General features: G+C 69.0%; 25 protein-coding genes, 2 tRNA genes, 1 pseudogene and 1 riboswitch. Of the genes and pseudogenes, 15 read left to right on the forward strand and 13 right to left on the reverse strand.

What is annotated here, in order from left to right; all coding sequences use genetic code 11:
- The 11 genes from AB0H21_RS31100 to AB0H21_RS31150 form a co-directional block, all read right to left on the reverse strand.
- Positions 1 to 865 (reverse strand): hypothetical protein (locus AB0H21_RS31100; protein WP_358523711.1); only part of this gene is annotated, 865 nt, incomplete at its 3' end.
- A gap of 18 nt (positions 866 to 883) precedes the next feature.
- A complete protein-coding gene (locus tag AB0H21_RS31105; RefSeq protein ID WP_358523714.1) occupies positions 884 to 2,584 on the reverse strand; it encodes an RNA polymerase sigma factor in 1,701 nt (566 codons plus the stop codon).
- Between the two features lie 54 nt (positions 2,585 to 2,638).
- Positions 2,639 to 2,965, reverse strand: a complete 327-nt coding sequence (locus AB0H21_RS31110) for a hypothetical protein (protein WP_358523716.1) — start codon at positions 2,963 to 2,965, stop codon at positions 2,639 to 2,641.
- A gap of 17 nt (positions 2,966 to 2,982) precedes the next feature.
- Positions 2,983 to 4,008 carry a DnaB-like helicase N-terminal domain-containing protein gene (locus AB0H21_RS31115; protein WP_358523719.1) on the reverse strand — a complete coding sequence of 342 codons (1,026 nt, stop codon included), beginning with the start codon at positions 4,006 to 4,008 and terminating at the stop codon, positions 2,983 to 2,985.
- A 113-nt stretch (positions 4,009 to 4,121) separates the two neighbouring features.
- Positions 4,122 to 4,946 (reverse strand): hypothetical protein, encoded by an 825-nt coding sequence (locus tag AB0H21_RS31120; RefSeq protein WP_358523722.1) that lies wholly within the window; start codon positions 4,944 to 4,946, stop codon positions 4,122 to 4,124.
- Positions 4,930 to 6,789 (reverse strand): TraM recognition domain-containing protein, encoded by a 1,860-nt coding sequence (locus AB0H21_RS31125; protein WP_358523725.1) that lies wholly within the window; start codon positions 6,787 to 6,789, stop codon positions 4,930 to 4,932. Before AB0H21_RS31125 ends, AB0H21_RS31120 begins: the two co-directional genes overlap by 17 nt.
- Position 6,790: 1 nt before the next feature.
- Positions 6,791 to 8,296: a type VI secretion protein gene (locus AB0H21_RS31130; protein ID WP_358523727.1), complete on the reverse strand. Its 1,506-nt coding sequence runs from the start codon at positions 8,294 to 8,296 to the stop codon at positions 6,791 to 6,793.
- A 2-nt stretch (positions 8,297 to 8,298) separates the two neighbouring features.
- Complete coding sequence (locus AB0H21_RS31135) at positions 8,299 to 9,855, reverse strand: SCO6880 family protein (RefSeq protein WP_358523730.1); 1,557 nt, start codon at positions 9,853 to 9,855, stop codon at positions 8,299 to 8,301.
- On the reverse strand, positions 9,852 to 11,354 hold the full coding sequence (locus AB0H21_RS31140) for a conjugal transfer protein TrbL family protein (protein ID WP_358523733.1): 1,503 nt from the start codon (positions 11,352 to 11,354) through the stop codon (positions 9,852 to 9,854). Before AB0H21_RS31140 ends, AB0H21_RS31135 begins: the two co-directional genes overlap by 4 nt.
- A 50-nt stretch (positions 11,355 to 11,404) precedes the next feature.
- Complete coding sequence (locus AB0H21_RS31145; protein ID WP_358523736.1) at positions 11,405 to 12,154, reverse strand: hypothetical protein; 750 nt, start codon at positions 12,152 to 12,154, stop codon at positions 11,405 to 11,407.
- Positions 12,155 to 12,173: 19 nt separating this feature from the next.
- A complete protein-coding gene (locus tag AB0H21_RS31150; RefSeq protein WP_358523739.1) occupies positions 12,174 to 12,497 on the reverse strand; it encodes a hypothetical protein in 324 nt (107 codons plus the stop codon).
- A 256-nt stretch (positions 12,498 to 12,753) separates the two neighbouring features.
- Between AB0H21_RS31150 and AB0H21_RS31155 the strand changes: the two genes are divergently transcribed.
- From AB0H21_RS31155 to AB0H21_RS31185, 7 genes are all read left to right on the forward strand, one after another.
- A complete protein-coding gene (locus AB0H21_RS31155; protein WP_358523742.1) occupies positions 12,754 to 13,185 on the forward strand; it encodes a helix-turn-helix transcriptional regulator in 432 nt (143 codons plus the stop codon).
- A 160-nt stretch (positions 13,186 to 13,345) separates the two neighbouring features.
- Positions 13,346 to 13,864 (forward strand): hypothetical protein, encoded by a 519-nt coding sequence (locus tag AB0H21_RS31160; RefSeq protein ID WP_358523744.1) that lies wholly within the window; start codon positions 13,346 to 13,348, stop codon positions 13,862 to 13,864.
- Position 13,865: 1 nt separating this feature from the next.
- Complete coding sequence (locus AB0H21_RS31165) at positions 13,866 to 14,435, forward strand: DUF6545 domain-containing protein (RefSeq protein ID WP_358523745.1); 570 nt, start codon at positions 13,866 to 13,868, stop codon at positions 14,433 to 14,435.
- Positions 14,432 to 14,584: a hypothetical protein gene (locus tag AB0H21_RS31170; protein WP_358523747.1), complete on the forward strand. Its 153-nt coding sequence runs from the start codon at positions 14,432 to 14,434 to the stop codon at positions 14,582 to 14,584. The genes AB0H21_RS31165 and AB0H21_RS31170 overlap by 4 nt, the downstream gene beginning before the upstream one ends.
- Positions 14,585 to 14,814: 230 nt before the next feature.
- Positions 14,815 to 15,843 carry a C40 family peptidase gene (locus AB0H21_RS31175; RefSeq protein ID WP_358523748.1) on the forward strand — a complete coding sequence of 343 codons (1,029 nt, stop codon included), beginning with the start codon at positions 14,815 to 14,817 and terminating at the stop codon, positions 15,841 to 15,843.
- A gap of 104 nt (positions 15,844 to 15,947) precedes the next feature.
- A complete protein-coding gene (locus AB0H21_RS31180; protein ID WP_358523750.1) occupies positions 15,948 to 16,403 on the forward strand; it encodes a helix-turn-helix domain-containing protein in 456 nt (151 codons plus the stop codon).
- Positions 16,404 to 16,618: 215 nt separating this feature from the next.
- Positions 16,619 to 16,822 (forward strand): helix-turn-helix domain-containing protein, encoded by a 204-nt coding sequence (locus tag AB0H21_RS31185; protein WP_358523751.1) that lies wholly within the window; start codon positions 16,619 to 16,621, stop codon positions 16,820 to 16,822.
- Positions 16,823 to 16,930: 108 nt separating this feature from the next.
- Here AB0H21_RS31185 and AB0H21_RS31190 read toward each other — a convergent pair.
- A pseudogene (locus AB0H21_RS31190) lies at positions 16,931 to 17,140 on the reverse strand (transposase); the annotation flags it as partial.
- Between the two features lie 488 nt (positions 17,141 to 17,628).
- Here AB0H21_RS31190 and AB0H21_RS31195 point away from each other — a divergent pair.
- Positions 17,629 to 17,808 carry a hypothetical protein gene (locus tag AB0H21_RS31195; protein ID WP_358523752.1) on the forward strand — a complete coding sequence of 60 codons (180 nt, stop codon included), beginning with the start codon at positions 17,629 to 17,631 and terminating at the stop codon, positions 17,806 to 17,808.
- Positions 17,809 to 18,135: 327 nt separating this feature from the next.
- Complete coding sequence (locus tag AB0H21_RS31200; RefSeq protein WP_358523754.1) at positions 18,136 to 18,777, forward strand: HNH endonuclease family protein; 642 nt, start codon at positions 18,136 to 18,138, stop codon at positions 18,775 to 18,777.
- Between the two features lie 188 nt (positions 18,778 to 18,965).
- On the opposite strand, the gene AB0H21_RS31205 is transcribed toward AB0H21_RS31200, so the two are convergent.
- A tRNA-Pro gene (locus AB0H21_RS31205) sits at positions 18,966 to 19,034 on the reverse strand.
- Positions 19,035 to 19,124: 90 nt separating this feature from the next.
- On the opposite strand from AB0H21_RS31205, the gene AB0H21_RS31210 reads away from it, so the two are divergent.
- The 6 genes from AB0H21_RS31210 to galT all read left to right on the forward strand — a co-directional run bounded on the left by AB0H21_RS31210 (position 19,125) and on the right by galT (position 23,924).
- Positions 19,125 to 19,195 (forward strand) — tRNA-Gly (locus AB0H21_RS31210).
- A 95-nt stretch (positions 19,196 to 19,290) separates the two neighbouring features.
- Positions 19,291 to 19,572 carry a hypothetical protein gene (locus tag AB0H21_RS31215; RefSeq protein ID WP_358523757.1) on the forward strand — a complete coding sequence of 94 codons (282 nt, stop codon included), beginning with the start codon at positions 19,291 to 19,293 and terminating at the stop codon, positions 19,570 to 19,572.
- Positions 19,573 to 19,661: 89 nt separating this feature from the next.
- On the forward strand, positions 19,662 to 21,011 hold the full coding sequence (locus AB0H21_RS31220; protein WP_358523760.1) for an NAD(P)/FAD-dependent oxidoreductase: 1,350 nt from the start codon (positions 19,662 to 19,664) through the stop codon (positions 21,009 to 21,011).
- Positions 21,012 to 21,118: 107 nt separating this feature from the next.
- Positions 21,119 to 21,724 (forward strand): TIGR03086 family metal-binding protein, encoded by a 606-nt coding sequence (locus AB0H21_RS31225; RefSeq protein ID WP_358523762.1) that lies wholly within the window; start codon positions 21,119 to 21,121, stop codon positions 21,722 to 21,724.
- Positions 21,725 to 22,047: 323 nt separating this feature from the next.
- The gene (locus AB0H21_RS31230; protein WP_358523765.1) at positions 22,048 to 22,848 is read left to right on the forward strand and encodes a DeoR/GlpR family DNA-binding transcription regulator; all 801 of its coding nucleotides are present in this window, start codon (positions 22,048 to 22,050) and stop codon (positions 22,846 to 22,848) included.
- Entirely contained in the window at positions 22,845 to 23,924 is a 1,080-nt protein-coding gene (galT, locus tag AB0H21_RS31235; RefSeq protein ID WP_358523768.1) for a galactose-1-phosphate uridylyltransferase, read from the forward strand. The genes AB0H21_RS31230 and galT overlap by 4 nt, the downstream gene beginning before the upstream one ends.
- A 66-nt stretch (positions 23,925 to 23,990) precedes the next feature.
- Positions 23,991 to 24,125: riboswitch (cyclic di-AMP (ydaO/yuaA leader) on the forward strand.
- Positions 24,126 to 24,138 lie beyond the last annotated feature (13 nt).

The raw sequence follows: 24,138 nt of genomic DNA on the forward strand, positions 1-24,138 counted from the left end.
GGGCCAGCTCGCTCTCGATCCACACGCGCATGCCCAGCTTGACGGCCGCGGCGGCGGCCTGGCCGGTCGCGTCGTCCGGAGGCGTCAGCACCTGCTTGTCGGGGGTCGTCGGCTGCGGTTTGGCGGACGTGGTCGGCTCGGGCTGCTCGGTCTGCTGCCAGCCCTGCGGCTCGGACCGCTGCCGGTTGACCTGCTGCTTCTGGGGCTCGGTCTGCTGGTCGGCCTGAGTGTCGGGTTGGGCGTCCGGCGTGGCGAGTTGCCCGGAGCCGTCCGGTGACGCCGAGGCCTCGGCGTTCGGCGCCTGGCTGGCGGCGAGCGGACCGGCGCTCGGGTCGCCGCCGGTCCGCGCGCCGCCGGTCGCCGTCGGCGCGGGGGTGCCGTTCGCCTCTCCCGAGGTCGTGGAACCGTTGCCGCGCGTGCAGTCGAACTCACCGCCCAGACATGCCTTGGCGGGCGGGTTCGTCGGCTTGCCCTCGGTGTCCTTGCACAGGTACTTCCCGGCGCTCTGGTCGTACTTACACAGCACCTGGTCGGAGTCGGCGCAGCCCTGCATGCCGGGGCCCTTGTTGCTCTTGTCCTTGCAGAACAGGACGGGGCTGGGGTAGGGCACGGCTTCCTTGAGCCGCTGGCCGTCGTTGTACGACCAGAAGTCGAGGACGTTCAGGGCATCCTTGGGCGTCTCGGCCATCCACGAGCAGTACATGAACTCGGGGGTTCCGGTGCCGAGGATGTCGTCGCACTGGTTGTTGACGCCGGTGCTCTGGCCGGGATCCGCCAGGGCCATGCCGGTGGGGATGCCGATGGTCAACGTGAACAGCACCGCGATGAGCGCGATGATCCATTCGCGTTTACGAAGTCGGGGCATAGGTGTCTCTCTTTGTTGCTAGAGGGGCTTGGGGCAGGGCTTCGTGTAGGTGATGGTGACGCCGGTGGTCCCGGAGCCTTTGGTTCCCTTGTTGTCACCGGACCAGAAGATCGACAGATATGTGGTCAAGGGCTTGCCGCAGTCGTCGGTGTGGCCCACTGCGACCTGGAGCGAGAAATTGATGGTCGAGCTCTGGCCGTCTGCGACGCTTCCGCTGCCGGGTGACGCGCTCACCTCGGCGCCACTCGCCTGCCAGCTGATCGATCCGGTCTGGCTGTGCACGGTCACCGTTCCCCCCCGGCCGGTGCCCAGATTCACCGAGGTGGTGGACGCCGAGAACGATGGCGGTGGCGGTGGGGGCGGGGGCGGGGGCGGGGGCGTGCTGGCCTGCGGCTGCGAGGTCTGCCTCGGGGATGAGCGGGGCTGCGATGTCCTAGGCGGAGGCGGAGGGTCGTTCGGGCCGCTATTAGCCGATGGGGAGGCGTTGTGCTTGGGTTCGCCGGTCGGCTTGGTTGACGGGGTTGATCGGTGGGACGGCGGCGGCAGCGGCGCGGAGCTGTTCAGCCTGCTCGCGCGGCGCTGGTTGGTCTTCGGCGTGGCCGTGCCGCTGGGTGCACCGACGTCTGCCAGCCTGCGGGCGTCCGCGGGTGGGGGCGGAGGGGCGGCCAGGGGTGGCAGCGGCTCGCCGGCCGTGACCGCGACCGTTCCTCCGGCCGCCTCCACGTTGATCGTCTTCCTGCTGTTGCCGGGATTGAACAGCAGCGTCCAGATCACAGCTGCCGACGCCACCGATACCAGGGTGACCAGGCTGACGCGGCCCCACCGGATGCGGCTTTCGGGGTCGGCGGCCTGCGGGTCGTGTTCCCAGAAATCCGCGGGCGGCTGCTTGTCATCGGGCCGTTCGGGGGTGAAGCCTTCCTCGACCGACAACGGTTCCTTGGGGGGCGGGGGGTCCTCAAGCGCGTCGGGCTGCACGGGGAACCCGTCGGGGTGCCAGCTTTCGGTGCGGGTCTCCGCGGCGGTGACCGAAGCGCCGGCGCCGGCGCCGGCGGACAGTCGTTGCCGTTGCAATGGAGCGGGACTTGTCCTGATGGGCATGGCTGACAGCAGCGTGGTGATGGATGCCTTGGTCGGCGTGGCCTGGCAGTGCTTGCAGGAGCGCACGTGCCGGCTGATGTGGGCGCGCAACAGCCGCGTCGGCGACTCCACCCACGAGGTCACCAGGTCGGCCAGTAGCGGGCACCGCGGAGTGGCGCGCCTGGCGTCCATGACGGCCGCCAGCCACTGCTCGGCATTGCGCCTGCCCAGGCGTGCTGCCGTCTCCACCGCGTCCACCGGGATGTCCAGTACCCGGGCGGCTTCATCGGGCGTCAGGCCGTGGCGCGCGGTGAGATCGAGGATCTCCCGCTCTCGCGACTCCAGGCAGGCCAGCACTTCGGCCGCCAGCTCGGGAGCCCCGCCGCGTCCCTGCCGGGTGTATGAGCGGGTGTGGGTGACGGCGGCGAGCCTGGCCTGGCATTCGGCGCGGGCCAGGGAGTACAGCCAGGCCCGCAGATGCCTGGCGTCCTGCAACCGGCCGGTGTGGGCCATGGCCCCGTGAAGGGCGCCCACCGTGGCCGACAGGGCATCGTCGTCTTGCAGCAGGGAACGACAATAGTCGTAGAGATGATCACCGTACGCGCGGCACAGCTGCTCCAGTACGGCGGGATCGTCTCTCAACACACAGATCAGCGCTCCTGAATTTGGATCGGCATGACGTATCGCAGGTTGCCGTCAGGTCGGGTTCAGTCGTTCTTGCGGGTCGGGCCGGGTGGCCGCACGGATCGCGGCCTTGCGGGCCACGATGGTGTCCTGAGCGGTGATGCGTGCGGCTTCGGCGTCGAGCATGTCGGCGAGCTGCTTGTCACTGCGGATCCATCCCTTCTCGAAATGGATCCACCACGTGTGCTGATAGCGGACGACGTAGGCGATGGTCTGGCCAAGCGGCGTCACTAGGCCCTGGTCGAAGGCCCGGTTTATCTCCGCGTGACTGATGATCATTGGCTGGGTGTCCGGTTCGGCGGTGGACGGCTGGTCTGCGGGGCGCTTGGGGAGCGACATGGTTTGGGTGGCTCCTTCTACTGGCGCAGCTCGGGGCCGTCGAGGCCGAGCGTTTGATCGGGTGGTGTGAGAAGCGGCGCGCTGTGGTCCTGTGCGAAGCCGCGTTCGTGGCGGAGGGTCCGATGCGCGGCGGGCTGGTGGGCGATTGTCACGGCGTTCACGGCGTTCACGGTGATCCGGGCGGCTCCGGCGGCGAGTTCGGCGCGGCTGTGGTCGGCCAGCAGGTCACGTCCGAGCTCGATGGAGACGCCTGCCTCGACTGCGGTGACCGCCAGGCGAGCGAGGTAGCCGGGAGCCGCGGGGGTGGCGTCGAACCTGCTGTCGATGGGTTCGCCGGCCAGGGTGAGGCCGGCGGATCGAGCGCGGGCGAGTTCCCAGGAGAGGGTGAGTTCCTGCACCGGCTCGCCGTAGTGGTCGACGGCGATGATGGCTTCGTAGATGCTGCGCCGGTCGGGGCTGGTGAACACCTCGGGATCCAGCCAGGCGGCCACCTCGTGTAGGTATTCGGGATGCTGGATCAAATCGGCCAGTAGTGCTTCTTCGCGCAGGGTCCGCAGGTCCTGGCGCGGTGCCTGTACCGCCAGTTCATAGGTGAGGCTGGTGTCGAAGTGGACCGCGTTGGAGCGCAGGGCGTCCGACAGCAGCGCGAAGTGGTCCAGTTCCGGGTCGATGCCACGGACGGTTCCGGCGGCTTGGGTGAGGCGGTCGGCGTGGCTGAGGAGTTCGCGACGCAGCGCGGCTTCTTGGATCATGCGGCCGTAGACGGCGACGGAGGCGAGATCGGGGCTGGACAGAACAAGGCCGGTGAGCCGCGTCTGGTCGATACTGGACTGGCCGATCTGGAGATTGATCCGTTCGGCCATCGTCGCACCCCAGATTCCGGGTTCGTTGGCGTAGATGTCGAGGAACGCCGCGAAGATGGCCTGGTGATCGGAGTGCTGGAAATGCCGGGGAAGAAGGTAGGGCACGTCGTTGACGAGACTCGGATCGTAGATCAGCGCGCCGAGGAGCTCTTGTTCGGTCCGGTGGACGAGATCAGGCATGGTCGGGGAGCTTCCTATCGTTGTGTGACCTCCTAAAAGGGAGGCTCCAGGTCGCGGCGCTCTTGGTCGTTGTGAGCGCGGCGTGAGTGTGGCTGGGTCGGTTAAGGGCGACATCAGGCGATTCCTTTCGCCGCCCGGCCGGTGGCCTTGAAGGCCCTGTGGCGCTCGACGCTGCGATCGGCGAGTGCCAGGGCGGCGGATCGCTGGTTGAGGCGGCGGTCGAGGTGGGGATCGATGATCCGGAGCCAGCCGCCTTGGCCGGGGGTCCACCAGGAGCCGTCATGGTGGAGGAAGTCGGTGACCGTCGTGCCCAGGGGGACGGCCGCGGCTTGCTCGTGGTGGGTGGTCATGGTGGCGGCGGTCAGGAACAGGTAGCTGTCCGACCGGCCCGGTGCGGCATCGTCGGCCTGGAGCATGCCGGCAGGGATGCCCGCGGCGGGATCCGCGGTGGCCCAGCGCTGTTGGAGAGCGGCGTCCTCGGCGGCCAGGCCGTCGGCTCCGCGGTGCCCGGCGCGGCAGCCGGCAGCGTAGAAGGTGATCGCGGCGTGCATGGTCTGACGGAGCTCGGCGTGCCAGTAGCGTGCGGCCTGCCCTGACGGCTGCTTGGCGTCATAGATCTCTTCACGCCAGGCTTTGAGCGCCCACAGCTCTTCGATCAGGCCGGGATGCTGGGCCCAGCAGCGCGGCAGGCGTTCCTCGACGCCGAGTTCGTAACGGTCGTGCAGCCAGGTCGCCCAGGCCCGCAGCCGCGCCCAGTTGGCCTGCCGTTCGCCGGGATCCATCCGGTGCCACTCCATCAGGCGCCGGGTGGGCTTGGCCGTGGGACGGTCACGACGCTTGCCACGGCTGAGGTGCTGGTCGCGGTAGCCCTTGTTCAGCGAGGACTTCAGCAGGACAGCCGCCTGAGATTTCACCGGCTGCTTAGGCGTCTCGGTCATTTTCGGTTCCGTCCTTGCCCGCGGCGGTTGTCGTGACGCTGGTGGTGTACGGGATGGCGTTTGTGATCATGTGGGTGGCCGCGGCGACTGAGCGGGCGTAGGCGTCGCGGTCGGGGCCTTCGTAGTGGCGGGTCATCCGCACCAGCACGGCGGGGGTGGTGGCGTGGATGACCAGCGCCTCGCGGTGTTCTTCGGACAGGGTCCGGATCGCCTCCGCCGGAAGGGTCTTGCGGTCGTGCAAGGTGGACTGGATGGTGTGGCCGGTGCTGCCACGCTGGTGGGTGGTGAGGAGTTCGCGATGCTCACCGGCCAGCGCGGACAGGTCACGTAGTTCGTCACCGGACAGACCACCGAGGGCGATCTTGACGGTGGAGGCGCCCCAGAGCATGGCCGCGCCTTCGCGGCCCCACCGGTTCTCGGCTTGCGCCATGTTCTGGAGCACGGCGACGACGAAGATGCCCGATCCGCCCGCGTACGACATCAGGGCGGGCAGGTGCGGGAGCGGGACGACGTTGGCGACCTCGTCGCAGATCAGGCCAAGCGGTGGGTCGAGCCGGCCGCCGGGTGAGGCGTCGGCGAGCCTCTTGGCGGTCTCGGTGAGCTCGTCGACGAACGCCGAGATCAGCGGCGCCAGGTCGGTCGCCTGTTTCTCCGAGACCAGCAGATAGATCGTGCCGCGGACTTTGAGGAAGACTTCCAGGTCGATGCCCTCCCCCGCCGCCGGGGTGAAGGTGGCGCGGGCGGTGGGGGCCAGCAGCGGTGCCACCGCCGTCTGCACGGTGGTCCACAGGTTCGAGCGGGTGCCCTCAGGAGACCGGTAGGCGGCATCGAGCATCGCGGCGGTGCCCGGCGCCGCGGCGGGATGGTCGCGCAAGATCTTCACAGGTTGGTCGAGGCGCTCATCCAGCGCCCAGCGCAGGACATCGTCGGTGGAACCGCCGGACAAGGCGGCGGCGTGCAGCCAGCCCGCGAGCAGATTCGTGGCCGTCATACCGAAGTAGGCCGCGTTGCCGGAGTCCTGGTTGCTGCCGGTCTTACCGACCGTGACCATGACGTCAGCCCGGATGCGGGCCTTTTCGAAGTTCTCGCAACCCGAGGTCGGTGACCAGCGCACCAGGTCAGGCCAGCGGATCATCCCGGTGGGCGCCATCACCAGCACGGGACGGCCGCCTTCGGCGCGCAGCAGCGCGGTCGCCTCGACGACGTCTTTGCGGACCGAGGTGGCCAGAGCAGGACCGGGCCAGCGGTGCAGCCACGGGATGATGACCATGCTGGTCTTGCCTTGACGGGGCGCGGACATCACCAGGACCGACGACTCGGAGCTGATGGCCAGCGGCATGCCGCCGGACCTGGCGCGGCCCAGCCGCACTCCCACCTCTTCCACCGCGTACCCGGTGCCTGCCAAGCTCGGGCGGACGACCGGTCCCCGGATAAGGACCGCTTTCTCCGACATCGCCCGGGCCAAGTGGCGGCGGGAGGCGAACCCGCGCTGGGAACGCCCGCCGGCGACCCGGCGGATACCGGCAACGGCCGCGGTCGCCAGGCCGGTGAAGGTGATCAGGGCCGAGAGCAGGAATCCGGGCCAGCCCGGGAGGGAGTCGCGTGCCGAGGCCGGCCAGGCTTGCTTGGGGTCGGACAGGTGGTGGGGAAGCCGTTGCAGGATCGATAGGGAGTCGCCCAGGCTGGTGTCGGGCCAGGAGAAGGCGAATACCAGTCCGGCGATCTGCCCGGTCAGCCAGACCCCCACGACCGCGACGACGATGCATCCGAGCGCACCGAACAGCAGGTAGTCGGCAGGGCCGTCGAACACGCCGCGGCCGGCGATGGTCTCGTTTCGTGCCATGTCAGACGGCCATGCGCTCGTTGGTCCAGTAGAGCCGGCGCTCCACGGGAGTGAGGACGACCTGGACGACGTGGCTGGCGGTGCGGCCGATCTTCCAGACCGCCCGGCCGATCTGCTCGCCGGACCAGGAGGCGATGTGTGCGCACTCGGTGTCGGTGAGCCCGATCGCATCGCGGGTCATCGCCAGCGGGGCGGTGTCCTGCCGCAGGCAGATGCGCACGTCGCAGCTGGCGATCAGGTTCTTGGCGATCGTGACCTCCTGCGAGCCCTCGGGCCCCACCGCCTCGAAGTCCGCGAGCCGGTGGGTGGCCAGGACCTGGATGGTGCCCTGGGCGCGGGACAGGCGAAGGTCGGAGTCGACTTTGCGGATCATGGCGGGGACGCGCATGGCGCGCCACAGCTCGTCGCGGACGACCAGGCGGACGGGTCCGCCGGGTTCGTCGATGGCGGCCTGGCCCCAGGAGGAGACGCAGGCGAGCGTCATGGCGACGGTCTCGTCCCCGCGGCCGTCGATACGGGACAGATCGACGGTCTGGATCGGGGCGTTGAAGTCGAGCTGCACGCTGGTGGGTCCGTCGAACAGGCCGGAAAGGGAGTCGCGGACCATGTTGCCGAGGGCGTCGGTCGCCCGCCGGACCATCTCCCGCAGTTCCCCCACGTCATCGCCGCGGACCCGCAGTTCGGTGGCCATCTCCGGCAGCGGGTCGCGCAGGAGCTGCCACACCTGCGGGATGGTCGGGTCCTTGAGGGTGCTCGCGCCGGCGGCCTGCCCGGAGGCGTGTTTGATCGCCAAGCTGATCGCCGCCTCCTCCGTTGGGGTGAGGTCGCCGCCCAGCCGCATGACCAGCAGCGAGGACAGCAGGGTGATGCGGCGGCGGTGGATCTCCTCCAGCCGCTCGCGCAGCTGCTCGCCGTCGGCGGGCAGGTTCTCGCCGAGCGGGCCGGCGTCCAGCGGGTTGAGCCGGGTTCCCAGGCCAGGGCCGAGTTCGACCGGTGCGACGCCGAACGCGCGTGCCAGGGGCGCGTACTCGTTCTTGATGTCGCCGAGTACGAAGGTCTTGACGCCGTACGCGCTGAGCCGGGTGATGAGGGCTTTGATCGTGGCGGATTTGCCCGCGCCGGGCACCCCGGTGATCAGCATGTTCGGGTTGGAGATCAGGCCCCGGTGCAGCCATTCGATGGGGTGGCAGGCGAACGCGCCGCCGGACAGGCAGTCGACGCCGACGTAGACACCGACCGGCGGCATGCTCGCCCCGTACAGCCACGGGTACAGGCCCTGCACCTGGCCGGTGCTCCCGCGGAAGACAGGGATCGCCGGGAATCGGGGAGCGCGTCCCCCGAAGGGGTGGGCATGACCGCGCCGCGGCGCGAGCGCATCCTGGCGACGGCGCTCGGCCTTCCCGGCCCGGTTGCCGCCGGCCTTGGCCACAGGGGCGGCCGGAGTTCCCAGCACATCGGCCAGGTCGAAGGCGGGCAGAGCAGCGCTGTTCCTCTTGCGCAGGCCCATACTCACAACCTCTTCCGGGGCAGGCCCATGCCCAGCGGCAGGGCGCCGAGCGCGAACCCGACGTCCTGGGCCATCCACATGCGGCGGATGGAGATCCGTGCTGCCGCCGCGTCGGCTTCCAGTGCCGCGCAGGCGTCGTCCAGGTCGGCGGGATCGGTGACGGTGACCGTGACGTATGCCGAGAAGCGGACCAGTCCGTGACCGGCCGCACGTTCGCGGTCCTGGGAGCGGGCACGGTCAAGGGCGGCCTGCTCGTGCTCGGGAACGATCTGGCCGGTACGCTGCCGCATCCTGATCGCGACATCGCGGGCCGTACGCTCGCGCATCACCTCCTGTTCCGCCTTGCGCGGGCCGAGGGGCTCGACGTGCAAGGAGAAAGCACGACGGTGATCGCTCTCCCCCAGCAGGGGCGCCAGCGCGGTGGAGTACACCTGGTTTCGCGGCCAGTCGTGCACCACATAGCTGACCGAGTGAGCGCCGTCGTGGGCGTAGGAGCCGGGCTTGGCCTCGGCGGCGGCCGGCCCCGCCAGCGCCGGATCCACCCCCGGCACACCCTTGTGGCGGACGCCCACTGTGGCAGCGGCCATCGCCCCGGCACGCTGGTCGGCCAGGACACGAGCCGAGTGGGGGTCGAACGCGGTCCGCAGCACCTCGGCCAGATCCCGTGGATCGAGCCAGCCTTCCACCTGCAGATCGGCACCGCCGATGGCCGAGGTAAGCGCCTTGAGCTGACGGACCAGCACGGTCGCGGCCCCTGCCGTACCACCACCGGCGGCCCTGATCTGCGACGCTGCCCTCTTGTGGTCCATGGTGAACGCCAAGAACGCCTCACGCTGCGAGGTCGCCAACGTCGAGGTCGCCAACAGCATCGCGGTGATCTCCCGCGCGAGAGGTGGCGCCTGGTCTGAGAGGTGGTCGGCGTGCCATCGGCGCAGCGCCGCCCCCGATTCGGGGACCAGCCGCTGCAGCGCTTGCACCCGGACGATCGGGTTGCCCTCGGTGCACAACCCCGACAGCAAACCGCCCCACCCCGCGACCCGCAGATCTCTGCGCGAGGAGTCGACCAGCCCGATCCCCGGGAAGCCGATCCGTGCGACCGCGGTGAAGGTCCGCTCGTAGCTGTTGTGCGCCACCGCGATCGTGGCCGCGTTACCGAAGGCGGCCTCCAAGATGGTCACGGGCGCCAAAATGCCGGGCAGGTCCATCGGCGCAGGCGCGGCAGGACGGCTTGTGGACCTCGGAGCGAACGCGGCACTGGCGAACTTGTTCTGATCTCGGGACCGCAGTAGTCCGTAGGAGGCGGCGGCCAGGATCCACTCATCGACGGTCCGACCGGCGATCCGGACGAACGCCAGGGCGATCAGCAGACCGGCGACCGGCCAGCACAGCAGGCCTTTCCTGATGTCGGAGACGGCCAGCGGCCAGGCGGCGGAAAGCACAGCGACCGCGAGCATCGCGGCACGCTGCCCACTCACCCCGAGAATGAAGGCGACCTTCTCCTCCTGCCAGCCGAAATACGTCCGCGAGGACGGCGTACCGCCACCGGTACCGGCACTCATGCCACGCCTCCCTCAAGGTCATGACCGTCACCGGCAGGGGTCGCCTTCGGCCGCGGCGGCGCTGGAAGGGCCTCTGCCAGAGCAGGCTGATCCGGCAGGGCAGGGGATTGGGGTGCGGTCTGCTCGGCCGGAGTATCAGCCGGCCGTTCCGCAGCCGACGCCTGCGGCAGGGGTGGCTCAGCCTGCGATGATCCCTGATGGTCTTCCCCCTTCCCCAGCGCGCCGGAGCCAGGCACCGGAGCGGGGGGCGTGCCGCCTGCACTGCCGCTGCCAGGGGCAGAGGTACCTGCGCCGTACGGGCGCCGGTAACGACCCTGTCCGGCGTAAGGCGGTACTCCGGCCGCGTAGCCGGCCGGTCGCCCGCCCATTCCCGCGTGGGTCGCCATCTGGTCCATGCCACCGCTGAGGCTGTTGATCGCCTTCTGCGCTCCGCGGAGTGCCGCGACGGCAACCGCCGCGGGACCGGCCCCGGCCGCCGCAGACCCCCCGGCGCCCCCGGCCGCTGATGCACCACCACCGGACTGCCCGAAAGAGGCCATGGTCCGGGCCTCGGACGCCTGGCTGAACTCATCAGGATCGATACCGGTCGGTACGCCCCCGCCCGGCCCCCCGCCGCCGGCCCGTCCGGCGGCAAAACCGACAAGGCTTCCAAGTCCTGCGCTGCCGCCGACCGCGACGCTGGCGAAGGAGAAGAAACGGGCAATGGCCGGCCAGGCGAAGACCGCCAGGATCAGCACGAGCATCCCGGCCAGAATGGACTGGATGTCTTCGCTCTTGCCGGTCATCCCGAATCCCAGCGCGAAGACGAGCGCGATGACCGGTTTGAGGATGATCAGCTGAACCGTGGCCACCGCGAACTTGGTCCACCAGGAGGTGGTGAACCCCGAGACCTGCCCGGCTGCCGCGATCGGCGAGGTCGCCACCAAGACGACGATGGCCACGTTACGCAGCAGCAGTTCGAACCAGAGCACCAGCGTGAGCAGAATCCCGACAACCGCCAGCAGCAGGATCAGCGCACCCGCCGTGGCCGGCGAGGACCACGGAATCAGGCTGGTGATCCTGGCGGTGAGAGCCCGGGTGCTGCCAAAACTCCGCACCACGATGTAGTTGGTGATCTCGTCGGCCGCTTTGAGAGACGTCCCCGCGATCACCAGCGTCAACATGAACGCCAGCGCAGCCTTCCCGACGCCGATCAGCCCTTGGGCCAAGGCGGAACCATCGTGCGTGATCGCCGTCTTGATGACCTGGCCCAGCAGCAGCAGAACAGCGATCACTCCGGCGACCTTGAGGGAGATCTGGTAGACGCTGCGCACCCCGGGAGAGGTCAAATCGACCGGCGGGATGGCGACGAACGCTTTCCCGAAGCCTTCCAGCAGGGTGTTCGCCGCCGACACAAAGCTCTGGACGACCGCGTTGAAGGCGCTGCCGGCGATGCTGGTGACGCCCCCGCCGACGAGGTCGCCGGCGCAGCCCAGGACATCAGGCAGATCGCATGGCATGGGAGACCTCCTGTCCTGTCAGCCCGGGGTGAGTGGTCACGAGGCTTGACTTACGGCGAGGTCAGCGGCAGCCACCCCAGGGCGGCCGCCTCCGGGGAGCCGGGTGCGGCCTGCAGGCCTGAGTAGTCCGCGCTGAGCGTGGGGGCGGGGACCTTCCAGTCACCGGCGGCCCAGTGCATTCGCAAGGGGAAGACGCCGATGCGGTTTTGCGGCTCCTGGCCCGGCAGCGTGGTCTGGAGATAGCCCAGCAGCAGGACGGTCACCGAGTCAGTCGTGATCTGCCGAATCTGATAAGCCATCGGGGTGAGCAGCACCGACGCGCCGTCGGGAGCCGGTCCGCTGGTGGGCAGGCCCAGGCGCCTGCGGGTGTTGATCGGTCCCTTCGACAGTTCGGCGGCGGCGGTCGTCCACGCCGGATCGGCGATGACGGTGCCGATCTGCGCCGCGCGGGCGGGGTCGAGCGTGGAAGCGATCTGGCCCCAGTACTGCACCGCGGCGGAGACCGCACCGAGCGTCGAGTGCGGGTAACCGACCGAGACCTCATGCACCATCCGGGTTCCCGGCAAAAGCTGCAACGGCGGCGGGTGCTCACCGAAGCCGATCCGCTTGCCGTTCTGGTCGATGCCGATCACATCCCCAGGCCCTGCGCCGGGCGCGGGGACACGGTAGTCCGGGGGGTCGCTGGGCATCAGGGCCGTTTGGATGACCAGGCCGACAGCCACGAACGTGACCAGTCCAAGCACGATCATGCGCAGGTAGTAGAAGGCCGGCCGGCGACGCTGCAGGAAGGTGTTGCTCATGTCGTCTGCGCACCGGCCGCTAGGAAGCGGCTCCGAAGACCGTGTTCACCATGGGAATGGCGATCGCCGTGACCACGACTCCGCCGAGGCTCCACACCAGGGCGCGTTTGCCCTTGTCGGCGTGGTCGGGCCGGTTGGACAGGGCTCCGACGGCCATCAGCCCGCCGGAGACGACGGCGGCGACCGCGCAGGCGATCAGGGCGCCCCACTTGGCGTAGGCCAGCAGAAGGTTGACGCCGTTGCTGCCCGCGGTCGGGTCCTGCGGGGCGGGGTTGTCGATGTCAGCCGCCAGCGCTTGTACCGCGGCGTGAACACCATCATGCAGAGACAACGAAAGGGGCAAATCGGGCTCCTTGGGGGTAGGGGGCCCGCCCGCCGACCGGGCACGCGAGCGGCCTGAATCGCGCGGGGACGGGGTTTGACCTGCGACGTTTCCGTACGAACGCCGCGGAAACGGTTATACGCGCCCACGAAGAGGCTTGTCAACTACAGCAAACAATCAAGCGGTCAAAGGGTCAACTCGCTTTGCCGGAGCAAGCACTACACTATGGACAGTGCTGGATCTTGCGTTGGTGAGCTGACGGAGGGCTACACCTGACATGATCGACAGCGAACCGGGCGTGCTGGCGCAGCGACTCGACCACCTGTTCAAGACCGTGCACCCCAAGGGTCGCGGGCCGTACACGCTCCGCGAAGCCGCCAGACAGATCAACGAAGAGGCCGGCAAGGCGATCATCTCAGCCGCCTACCTGTCACAACTGCGCACGGGAGAGAAAACCAGGCCCAGCTACGAACGGCTGAGTGCCATCGCCCGTTTCTTCGGCGTCGACGTGACCTACTTCGCCGATGACGAGGTGGCCGTGCGCACCGACAGCCAGCTCGCGCTGATCGCCGCGATCCGCGACAGCGGCGTGCGCGAACTCGCTCTGCGAGCGTCCGGCCTGTCCCCCGAAACCCTCAAAGCGATCTTGGGCATGGTCGAGCAGGCCCGGAAGATCGAAGGCCTGCCGGACGACGACCCCAGGCAGTGAATCACCGTCTGTCGACCCCGCCGTAAAGTTTTACCTGACCCCACATCCCCGTACCACACGGCGTTTCCGCAGCCAGCAGCCCCCAGGCCGCCCCCAAAGGATCTCCAAATTCCTTTACTCTCCCATTGCCAGACTCCCGTTTGACCGAGGAGAGTTCGGGTTGAACGATCTGAAGCGCTTCCGCGCGCAGTGCGAGAAACTCCTGCGCGAGCTGACCATTCCGAATCCTTTCGAGATCACCACATTCTGTGATTCGGTGTCCGAGCGCCGCGGCAAACCGATGATCCTCACACCGGCCCAGATGACCCCGACCGCGGAGTCATGCCCCTACGGCCTGTGGGTCGGCTTCGACCACGTCGATCGCATCTACTACGAGCAGGACACCAGCCCCCTGCATCGAGACGCGATCATCCTGCACGAGGTCTCTCACATGCTCCTTGGCCACTCCTCCGACGTGGCCGACGCCCTCGGCCTGTCCGGGATACTGCCCGACCTGGACCCCGGCAAAGTGCGGCACTGGCTGAGCCGGCGGATCTACACCACCGACAACGAACTTCAAGCCGAGCTCCTCTCCTCCCTGATCCTGGAACGGGCCAGCGTCTCACCGCCCCACTCCGGTAGCTGGGTGACCCGGCTCAGCAACGCCTGGCAGCGCCCGAGCCAAACCCCGCGCGACTGAAATGAAGATCCTCCTCATCACCGTCCCGTGGACCATCCCGTGGACCGTCCCCCTGTGGCGCCTGCCGCTTCCGGCCATCAGCGCCGCGCTCGACGCCTGCTGGGCTTATCGAAACCTCAACGCGCTGCGCCCGCTCTGGAAGCAACTCACCGACGCGACGCCGCACGTCGTCCTCGGCGCCCCACCCAGCCGACGCACCGACCTGACCTCGTTCGCCGATCTCCGCATCCGGCTGCTGCGTCGCACGATCGAGATCCGCGACGCACGGCTGGCCCTGCGCGGCTACGTGACCGACGAGGACCATCGCTGGATTCGAGACGAGCTGGTCAGCCATGGCCTGGCAGGAGAGCAACTCGACGCCGCGATCGAGGCCGCCTGGCTCACCTGCGCGGCCGGCGCGCGACACCATGGCCGGCCTTACGTACCACCGACTTCACGGCCGGCACGCGGTGGGAGCGACTTGCGCGGCGAGGTGCGCTGGCTCCGCCTGGTCGATGGCGCGCGCCGCTGCGAAGCCGTCGCCACCGCTTGTGCCACGCTCAGCCACCGAATAGCGATGCGACATCCATGACCAAGACGCAGATGCCCGCCCTCGCGCGCGCCACGCGAACCGAGTGCACGCTGATCTTCGACTCCGCTACCGCGCCCCTACTGGGCAGCGGACCAGGCCCTCCTCCCCGCGAGCCGGCCGACACCAGGGCCGACAAGCTCCTCCATTGAACTGAGCAAGCCTGCCAGCAAACAGGGCAGCCTCAACCAGGCTCATCGCATTTGCCCCAGTTGACGTCAGCCCGAGATGCCCAATACCGTCTTACCGGTTCGTTTGCTGTAGCAAACAGACTGGTTGCTCCCCGCGCCGACCCGGATCTCAGCGAGTTCAAGGGAGATCACATGCACACGATCACCCCTGTTCCGCTTCCCCGCGTCCGTTCGCTTTCCCGCGTCCGCCTATGAGCGGCAAGCTCGTCGGTGCCGTGGTCGCGGCCGTCGCCGCGCCCCTCACGCTCGTTCTGGGCATCGCCCTCGGCTCTGCCGCAGGCACCGCCCCCGGTCCTCCCCCGTCAGGCGTGGACTCCTCGTGCTTCGGCACCACCGGCTCTGGCATGGACACCGGCCGCGGCGAGATCCTCAACGACGGCCAGGCCCGCAACGCTCAGATCATCTACCAGGTCTCCGCCGAGCTCAAGCTGCCGGCCCGGGCGGCGGTCATCGCCATCGCGACCTCGATGCAGGAAGACCGGCTCCGCAACTCCACAACCCCAGGCGATCTCGACAGCCTGGGCCTGTTCCAGCAGCGGCCATCCCAAGGATGGGGCACTCCCGAGCAGCTGACCGATCCGGTCCATGCCTCCAAGAAGTTCTACGCGGCGCTCGTCAAGGTACCGAACTGGCAGACGATCCCTCTGGCGCACGCCGCACAAGCCGTCCAGAAGTCCGGCACTCCCGACGCCTACGCGCAGTGGGAGCCTTTCGCCACGAAGATCGTCGCAGCCTGCGCAGAGAAGGCGACCGCCTGCCCCACCGTCGTCCCACCCGGCGACCTCGGCGCGGCGATCCTCGCCCAAGCGCAGAAGTGGACCGGGATGGCCTACCAGTATGGCGGCGGCGACCAGAACGGGCCCTCGGTAGGCACGAACTCCAACGGAAGCGGCCAACCGGGCTTCGACTGCTCAGGCCTGACCGTCTGGGCCGTCTACCAGGCCACCGGCGGCAAGGTCCTGCTCCCCCGGACCGCCGCCACCCAGTTCCAGGACCGCCGCTGGAAGCACGTCCCCTACGATCAGCTCCAGGTAGGCGACCTGGTCTTCTGGCCAGGCACCTCGGGCACCGGCAGCGCCCCGTCCCACGTCGGCATCTACGCAGGCGACCACCGCTTCTTCAACGCACCCTTCACCGGCGCCAACCTGCGCTTCGACTCCATGGCACCAGGAACCTACCGGCACAAGACCTTCATCGCGGGCGCCCGCATCACCGGCTAGGATGTACTCACGTAAACGCCGCCCTATTGTCGAGTACTGGAGTCTATGACCAGTCCGGCAGGGGGCGCGTCACCGACCGTCCGCCCAAGGGAGGGGAAGGACCCGTGAGCACCACGCCTTCCAAACCCGGCCCGCTCGCCGACCGGCTTGAGCACCTGTTCCAGACCGTCTACCCCAAGGGCGGCAAGCCGTACACCAACGTAGAGGTCGCCGAAGCGATCAACGCCGCCGCCGGCGAAAAGGTGATCTCACAAGCCTACGTCTGGCAACTCCGCAAGGGCATCAAAGACAACCCCACCAAACGACACCTCGCCGCGCTGGCGGCCTTCTTCGGCGTCTCGGTCCTGTACTTCTTCGAAGACGAGGCCGAAGACGGCGGCACAGCCCCAGCGACGAAGGTCGACCTCGCCCTCAGAGACGAAGCGGTCAAAGAGGTCGCACTACGGGCGGCCGGCCTCTCCGACGAAACTTTGAAGACAATCCAAGACATGATCGACCGCGCACGCACCCTTGAAGGACTCCCTGCACTCACCGAGCAGGGGAAGCACCGAGCCGGGTAGTCGATAACAGCCTGAGGAGCGGATCTCGTCGCACCGAATGCGCAGATCCGGAGCGCAGCACCCCTGTCAGGCGCGCCCTTTCCACCACAGGCGCATCACGGCGAGTCTGATCCAGCACAAGGTAGGCACACCTGCCTTGACCAGCTCATATACATGAGTATATTTTTGTGCTGAGGATACACGCTGGTCGTATCGGGATCGGAAAGGTGGGCAGCTTGAGCAGAGACCCCAACGAAGGTGCCGACTACGTGAGCCTGCGGCTCATCAACGTTGATCAACTGTGCGATCTCTGGGGCGTCAAGAAGAGCTGGGTGTACGACCAAGTCGAGGCCGGAAGGCTTCCCGTCGTTCGCCTCGGCAAGCAGCTACGGTTCCGCGAGACCGACCTCGCTCGCTACCTCGCCGAGGCAGTCGCCTAGCCACTTGCTCCCGAAAAAGAGGTCATTGAAGCTTTGAGCAGGGGGCTGATGGCCAGCCTGTGAGGCGGGGGCATGCTTGCCGATCCGGCTTACACTCTCCAGTCGGCTTCAGCCGAGTGGACATCGGGTGATCACGATCATCCGATGGAGATTATAGGCGAAGCTTCCGACTCCGGCCCAGATCTGGGCGCCTTCGAGGCGGCGTAGGCGGGTGCGGCGGAGCTCGAATCCTCGCTTGAGGTGGCTGATGCGGGCTTCGATGCCGACACGCCAGTTGCGCATTCGCCGGAACGGGCGGATCCGTTCATGATCGCGGCGGATCCCATCGCCTGCGGCGCCTTCGATCACGGCGATCGACGCGGTAACAGCGGGTGGTCGATCCCGCTACGGCCGGTCCAGCTTGTAGCGGCGTAAGCGGGACATGGTGATGCCGAGAGCCTCGTCTGCGGACATGAACGACTTCGCCGGAGTCGTGAATTTGGCAGACATGGCGAAGGTCGTGTCTCTGCCTGCGCGATGAGCGGACGGGGCGCTCCCCGGATACCACCCCGGTCGGCGCCCCGCCCTACGCGCAGGCCCGGCAATCGGTCCCTGCTCCCGGGCGACAATAGCGTCTCCTCGCTGGTTGTCCAGGGTGTCAGGGCGATCCATTGGCGGCCGCATGCGATTGATCGGCGATCCTGATACGCATTCACGATCACTCCGTTAGAGTGCGACTGCCGATCGCGGACCGTATGCGGACCGATACCAACCGCAGCAATACGGACGAGGCGGCAATAGCCCGGCAATCCATATTAGGAGACCGAATGGAGTCAACCCTGCTCATAGCCGCGAAAGCGAGTATCGTCCTCGCCGCCCTCGCGGTAGCCGCCTACGCGATCAGGAGATCCACCGCCGCCGCCCCCAGCGGCATGGCGAAACTCGTCCTGGCCGTAGCCGCACTGCTCGGCGCCATCCCCCTAATCCTCGACGCGCTTCCAGACTGACCACACCCGGCCGCCGACACGCAGAAAGCGCCCGCCCCTCCCTCGCGGAGGAGCGGGCGCTGTGCATGTGCGACCGGGCAGCGCGATTCTAGTGAGCCCCGCGCCTGGAAACCAGCTAGGCGGCCTGCCCAACGTCGCGGAGAGCGGGCCAGGCGTGCCTCATGAGGCGCCCCCACCCACGCCCTGGCCGTGGAGTGACTGATCCGTCACTTTCTGTGAAAGCCGGTGCGCGATCACTTGGGGACCGTCATGGTCGAGGCGAACCGTCCAACTCGCCCCCGACCGGCAGCCCGACGCCGGCCGAGACGGATGGCCGAAGGAGCCCCGGTGTCCCGACTCACCGCTTTCACGTCCGCATCCTTCGCGACCGTGCTACTTGCTGGACTGCTCACCGTACTCGGCGCCGCGCCGGCGAGGGCCGAGCCGCCAGGAATCCCCGACCCCGCCACCGCCGCGGCCCAGCTCAACGCCCTCGTCGTCGCCGAGGAGACCCATCAGGACAGCTACAACCGCACGCTGTTCCCGCACTGGATCACCATCTCCGGGACCTGCAACACCCGCGAGACCGTGCTACGGCGCGATGGCAGCGCCGTCGTCGTCAACGCCTTCTGCGCCGCCACCTCCGGCACCTGGTACAGCCCCTACGACGGCGCGACCTGGATGGCCGCGTCCGACATCGACATCGACCACATGGTGCCGCTGTACGAAGCGTGGCGGTCCGGCGCCTGGGCCTGGACCACCGCGCAACGACGTGCCTTCGCCAACGACCTGGCCACGCCCCAGCTGTGGGCGGTCACCGACAACGTCAACCAGGGCAAGAGCGACCAGGACCCCTCCACCTGGCAACCACCCCTGGCCGGCTTCGGCTGCACCTACGCCTCGGCGTGGATCGCGGTGAAGCACGCCTACGCGCTCACCCTCCAGGCCGCGGAGCGGGACGCGCTGACCGAGATGCTCGCCACCTGCTGATCAGGTGACCGGCAGCTCGACTCGCCCTTGTTCAACTGGCGGGCGAGGCACCTACTCCAACCGGCAACTCCGCCCTCCACCAAACGCCACGGCTCATGGAGGTCGCCCGTGGTTCCAACAGGCCGTCTAACACGCCGTTAGAAGTCCGCAGGCGCGGCACTCATATCAGCAGGTCGGAAGGGGGGTCTAAGGGGTAACTTGACATCAGGCCCTCTTGCACCCAAAGCAGGCGCGCTACCAAGCTGCGCTACACCCCGGAACGCCGGGCCGTTCGCGCACTCGGAATCTCCGGTACGCTTACGTCCTGACGACCGGATGAAGTCTAGACCAGACGGCGACCGGCTCGCGCGGACGTAGCTCAATGGTAGAGCCCCAGTCTTCCAAACTGGCTACGCGGGTTCGATTCCCGTCGTCCGCTCTCGTTCCGAAGGCCCAGGTAGGACGCCGTCCCGCCCGGGCCTTTCACGTTGCGGGGCCGTTTGCGGAACCGTCGATGCCGAGTTCCGCGCGGAGATGTTCTCCGAGGCGAGCGTGATCGCCGAGGACGTGGTGCGCGCCGTCAAAGAGAGACACCTCGCGGTGGTGGAGGACATCCTGGCCGCGTCCGCCGGCGAGCTCGACCTGCTCGGCGACGCGCTGTCCGCGCGCGACGCCGCCACCATCCTGGTCGACGCCCTCGCGGGGATCACCCAGGAGAAGGAACCCCCGGCCGTCCTGCGCACCCGCCTGCGCCAGCTCGTGGATCTGACCGTCCGGGGCCTCTCCAGCGCCCCGCCCCGCGTGCCGGGCGTGTAGCCACCCCATACGCCGTCGGGTTTCGATTTTTCGGACATCCTTAAATGGAGGTGACGTTCGGCGGATATCGGTCGGGGCAGAGGATGGCCATGGATGCGGAAACGGAAGAGTTCGACGTCATCGTCCTCGGCCTCGGGCCGGGTGGTGAGGAGGTCGCCGGGAGCCTCGCCGAGGCCGGGCTCGCCGTCGCCGGGGTGGAAGCAGGCCTGGTGGGCGGCGAATGCCCCTATTGGGGATGCGTCCCGTCCAAAATGATGATCCGGGCGGCCGATCTCCTCGCCGAGGGCCGGCGGATCCCGGGCATGTCGGGCGAGGCGTCCATCTCCCCCGACTGGGCGCCCGTGGCCCGCCGGATCCGCGAGGAGGCGACCGACGACTGGGACGACAAGGCCGCCGCCGACCGGTTCATCGGCAAGGGCGGCACCCTCGTGCGCGGCCGTGGGAAGCTCACCGGCCCGCGGGAGGTGCTCGTGGGCGGCGCCCGCGTGCTGCGCGCCCGCCGGGGCGTGGTCGTGGCGACCGGCTCGCAGGCGGCCGTGCCGCCGATCCCCGGGCTGCACGGCACCCCGTACTGGACCAACCATCAGGCGATCGAGGCCGAGCGGATGCCCGAGTCGCTGATCGTCCTCGGCGGCGGCGCGGTCGGGGCCGAACTCGCTCAGGTGTACGCCCGCTTCGGCGCGCGGGTCACCGTCATCGAGGCCGCCGGGAGCCTGCTCCCCCAGGAGGAGCCGGAGGCGGGCGAGCTGATCGCCAAGGTGTTCGGCGGCGAGGGCGTCACCGTCCGCACCGGCACCGCGGTCACCCGCGTGGACCACCACGGGTCGGCCTTCACGGTCATGACCGAGGGCGGCAGCCACCGCGCCGAGCGACTGCTGGTCGCCACGGGGCGCCGCACCGACCTCCCGGCGCTCGGCGTGGGCGCGGCCGGGCTGGACGAGTCGGCGCGGGCGATCGAAGTGGACGACCACATGCGAGCCGCCGACGGCGTCTGGGCGGTCGGCGACGTCACCGGTAAAGGCAACTTCACCCACATGGCGACATACCAGGCGAAGATCGCCTTGGCCGACATCCTCGGCAAGCCGGGCCCCACGGCGGCGTACCACGCCGTGCCGCGTGTGACCTTCACCGATCCGGAGGTCGGCGCGGTCGGGCTGACCGAGCGGCAGGCCCGGGAGCAGGGCCTGGACGTGCGCGTCGCCGTCACGCCGCTTTCCGCCCGCGGGTGGATCGCGCGGTCCGAGGGCTTCGTGAAGCTCGTCGCGGACGGCAACGTCCTGGCGGGCGCGACGTGCGCGGGACCGTCCGGCGGGGAGGTGCTCGGCCTGCTGACGCTCGCGGTGCACGCGCGGATCCCGGTCGAGCGGCTGAGGAGCATGATCTACGCGTATCCGACGTTCCACCGGGCGGTCGAGGACGCGCTGGCCGGTCTCGGGTGAAATAGACACGACACGCCGGTGCTCCTCCCGCTGAGAGGCGGGCGCAGGGCCCCCTGACGAGTTCTTGCGCGGCGGGTTAACGTCGGGGGCGAGGACGCGGGAGGGGCATGATGACGATGGACATCCGCGAGGCGTACCGCCGGGCTCTCGACCACTTCGGCGTGTACGTGCACCAGGTCAAGGCCGACCAGTGGCGTCTCCCCACGCCGTGCGCGGACTGGAACGTCCGCACTCTGGTCGAGCATCTGGTGGGCGAGAGCCTGTGGGCGCCGGAGCTGCTCGCGGGCAGGTCGGCCGGGGAACTCGGTGATCTGCTGGACGGCGACCTGCTCGGGGACGACCCGGTGAAGGCGTTCGACGTCGCCGCGGCGGCCGCGGTGCGCGCGATGGAGCCGGACGACGTGCCGACCCGCACGGTCCGCCTGCCCTTCGGGGACATTCCCGGCGAGGAGTACATCACCGAGCTCTTCGCGGACACGCTGATCCACACGTGGGACCTCGCGACGGCGATCGGCGGCGACGACCGCCTCGACCCGGAGCTGGTGGAGGTATGCACGGCGTGGTTCGCCGGGGCCGAGGAGTCCTACCGGCAGGCAGGAGTGATAGGAGATCGCCCGCTGTCACCGGACCACGCCGACGCGCAGACGCGCCTGCTGGCGGCCTGGGGCCGCAGCGGGCGCCTGGAGGACGAAGGAGCCCCGGAAGGGGCCTGAGCGCGGCTTGGAGGCCCCGGGGAGGGTCAGCGCGCGTTCGGCCGCTTGCCGTGGTTGGCCTTCCTCTTCTTGCGGGCCCGGCCCTTGCGCGCACGTCTGGCCATCTTGGCGTCCCTTCCTGTTCGATTCCTGTTTCCAATCTGGTCCCGTGACCGGGTGCCGCACAAGGCCCAAACGTCAAAGAGAGCGCAGACGCGGGCCGGGGACGTCGCGAATCGTCACAGCGGCCGGTCCGTCGAAGTGAGCGTTCCGCCATCACATTCCAACATTGGACCGGTACTAATATGTGATAATTTGGGGAAATCTGTTGAAGAGGAGCGACGATGCTGGCCCAGCAACGGCAGCAGGCGATCCTCGAGCGCGTACGTAGGAACGGCGCGGCGCGGGTCGCCGATCTGGTGCGCGAGCTCGGGGTGTCCGACATGACGATCCGCCGCGACCTGGAGGTCCTGGCGGAACGAGGGCTTATCGAGAAGGTCCACGGCGGCGCCACGGCCACGGGGGCGGGGTCGACCGAGGAGCCCGGGTTCGCCGCGAAGTCCGTGCGCCAGCAGGCCGAGAAGGAGGCCATCGCGCGCCGGGCCGCGGAGCTCGTACGGCCCGGCACCGCCGTCGCGCTGTCGGCCGGCACGACGACCTGGACCCTCGCCCACCACCTGGTCGACGTCCCCGAGCTGACCGTCATCACCAATTCCCTGCAGGTGGCCGACGTCTTCCACCGCGCGGGCCGTCCGGACCAGACCGTGGTGCTCACCGGCGGGGTGCGCACGCCATCGGACGCGCTGGTCGGGCCGGTCGCGGTGGCCGCGATCCGCGAACTGAACGTCGACACCCTGATGCTGGGCGTGCACGGCATGAACCCGCGGGCGGGTTTCACCACACCCAACCTGCTGGAGGCGGAGACGAACCGGGAGCTCGTCGCCGCCGCGCAGCAGCTCGTCGTGCTGGCCGACCACACCAAGTGGGGCACCGTCGGCATCAGCACGATCGCCAAACTGGAGGAGGCGCACGTGCTGGTCAGCGACACGGGCCTGCCGGAGGAGGCGAGGCCCCTGCTGTCCGACCAGGTAGGCACGCTGGTGCTGGCGGAACCGGGCGAGGCGGCGCAGGTGGCGGCCCAGTGAAGCGAACCGTCACCCACCTGGCCGACGGACGCGAGCTGATCTATTTCGACCGGCGTGACGACGCCGACCGCGGCGCGCCCGACACGCGCGAGCTGCCCGCGCGGCCCCGGGCCTCCGAGCTCCGCCACGACCCGATCATGGACGAGTGGGTCGCCGTCGCCGGGCACCGGCAGGGCCGTACGTTCCTTCCTCCCGCCGACCAGTGCCCGCTGTGCCCCTCGGTGCCCGGCAGGCGGACCGAGATCCCCTCCCCCGAGTACGACGTCGCCGTGTTCGAGAACCGCTTCCCCTCCTTCAGCGACCACGAGGGCACCTACGAGGAGCCCGGCGGGCTGAGCGAGGTGCGGCCCGGCGTGGGGCGGTGCGAGGTGGTGTGCTTCACCTCCGAGCACGATTCCTCGTTCGCCGCGCTCTCCCCCGAGCGGGTCGATCTGGTCCTGACGGCCTGGGCGGACCGGACGGCGGAGCTGTCCGCGCTGCCGGGCGTGGAGCAGGTGTTCTGCTTCGAGAACCGCGGCGCGGAGATCGGCATCACCCTGTCGCACCCGCACGGGCAGATCTACGCGTATCCGTACGTGACCCCGCGGACCCGGCAGATGCTCGCCTCCGCCGCGCGCTACCGCGAGCGTACGGGCGGCGACCTGTTCGCCGACGTTCTGGCGGCCGAGCGCAAGGCCGAGATCCGCGTGGTGGCGGCGAACGACCACTGGACGGCGTTCGTCCCCGCCGCGGCGCGCTGGCCGTTCGAGGTGCACGTGTACCTGAACCGGCGGGTCCCCGACCTGGGGTCGCTGAACGTGGAGGAGCGCGCGGCGTTCGGCCCGTTGTACACCGGGGTGCTGCGGCGGCTGGACGGCCTGTTCGGCGTGCCCATGCCGTACGTCGCGGCCTGGCACCAGGCGCCGGTGCGCGAGGGGCGCGACCTCGCCTACCTGCACCTGCAGCTTTTCAGCATCCGCAGGGCGCCGCAGAAGCTGAAGTACCTGGCGGGGTCGGAGTCCGCCATGGGCGCCTTCGTGAACGACGTGCCGCCCGAGGAGGCGGCCCGACAACTCCGGACACAAGACGGTTTTTAGGACAATTCACCACAAAGCTACCGCGAGGTACGGTCAACCACTAACATCCATCGAACACCGGCCGTAACGGTCGGTACGCCTAATCCCGGGTGCCCCGCCCGGGAACCGGGGACCCAACGGTTCTGGGGTGAATCCACGTCGTGGTAGGGCTGCTCCGGCCCGAACCCGTCAGCTAACCCGGTCGGCGGATGGAGAGGAGAGGGCTCTGCCCCCG

Source organism: Sphaerisporangium sp. NPDC051011, assembly GCF_040653595.1.
In the GTDB taxonomy this organism is placed as follows: domain Bacteria; phylum Actinomycetota; class Actinomycetes; order Streptosporangiales; family Streptosporangiaceae; genus Sphaerisporangium.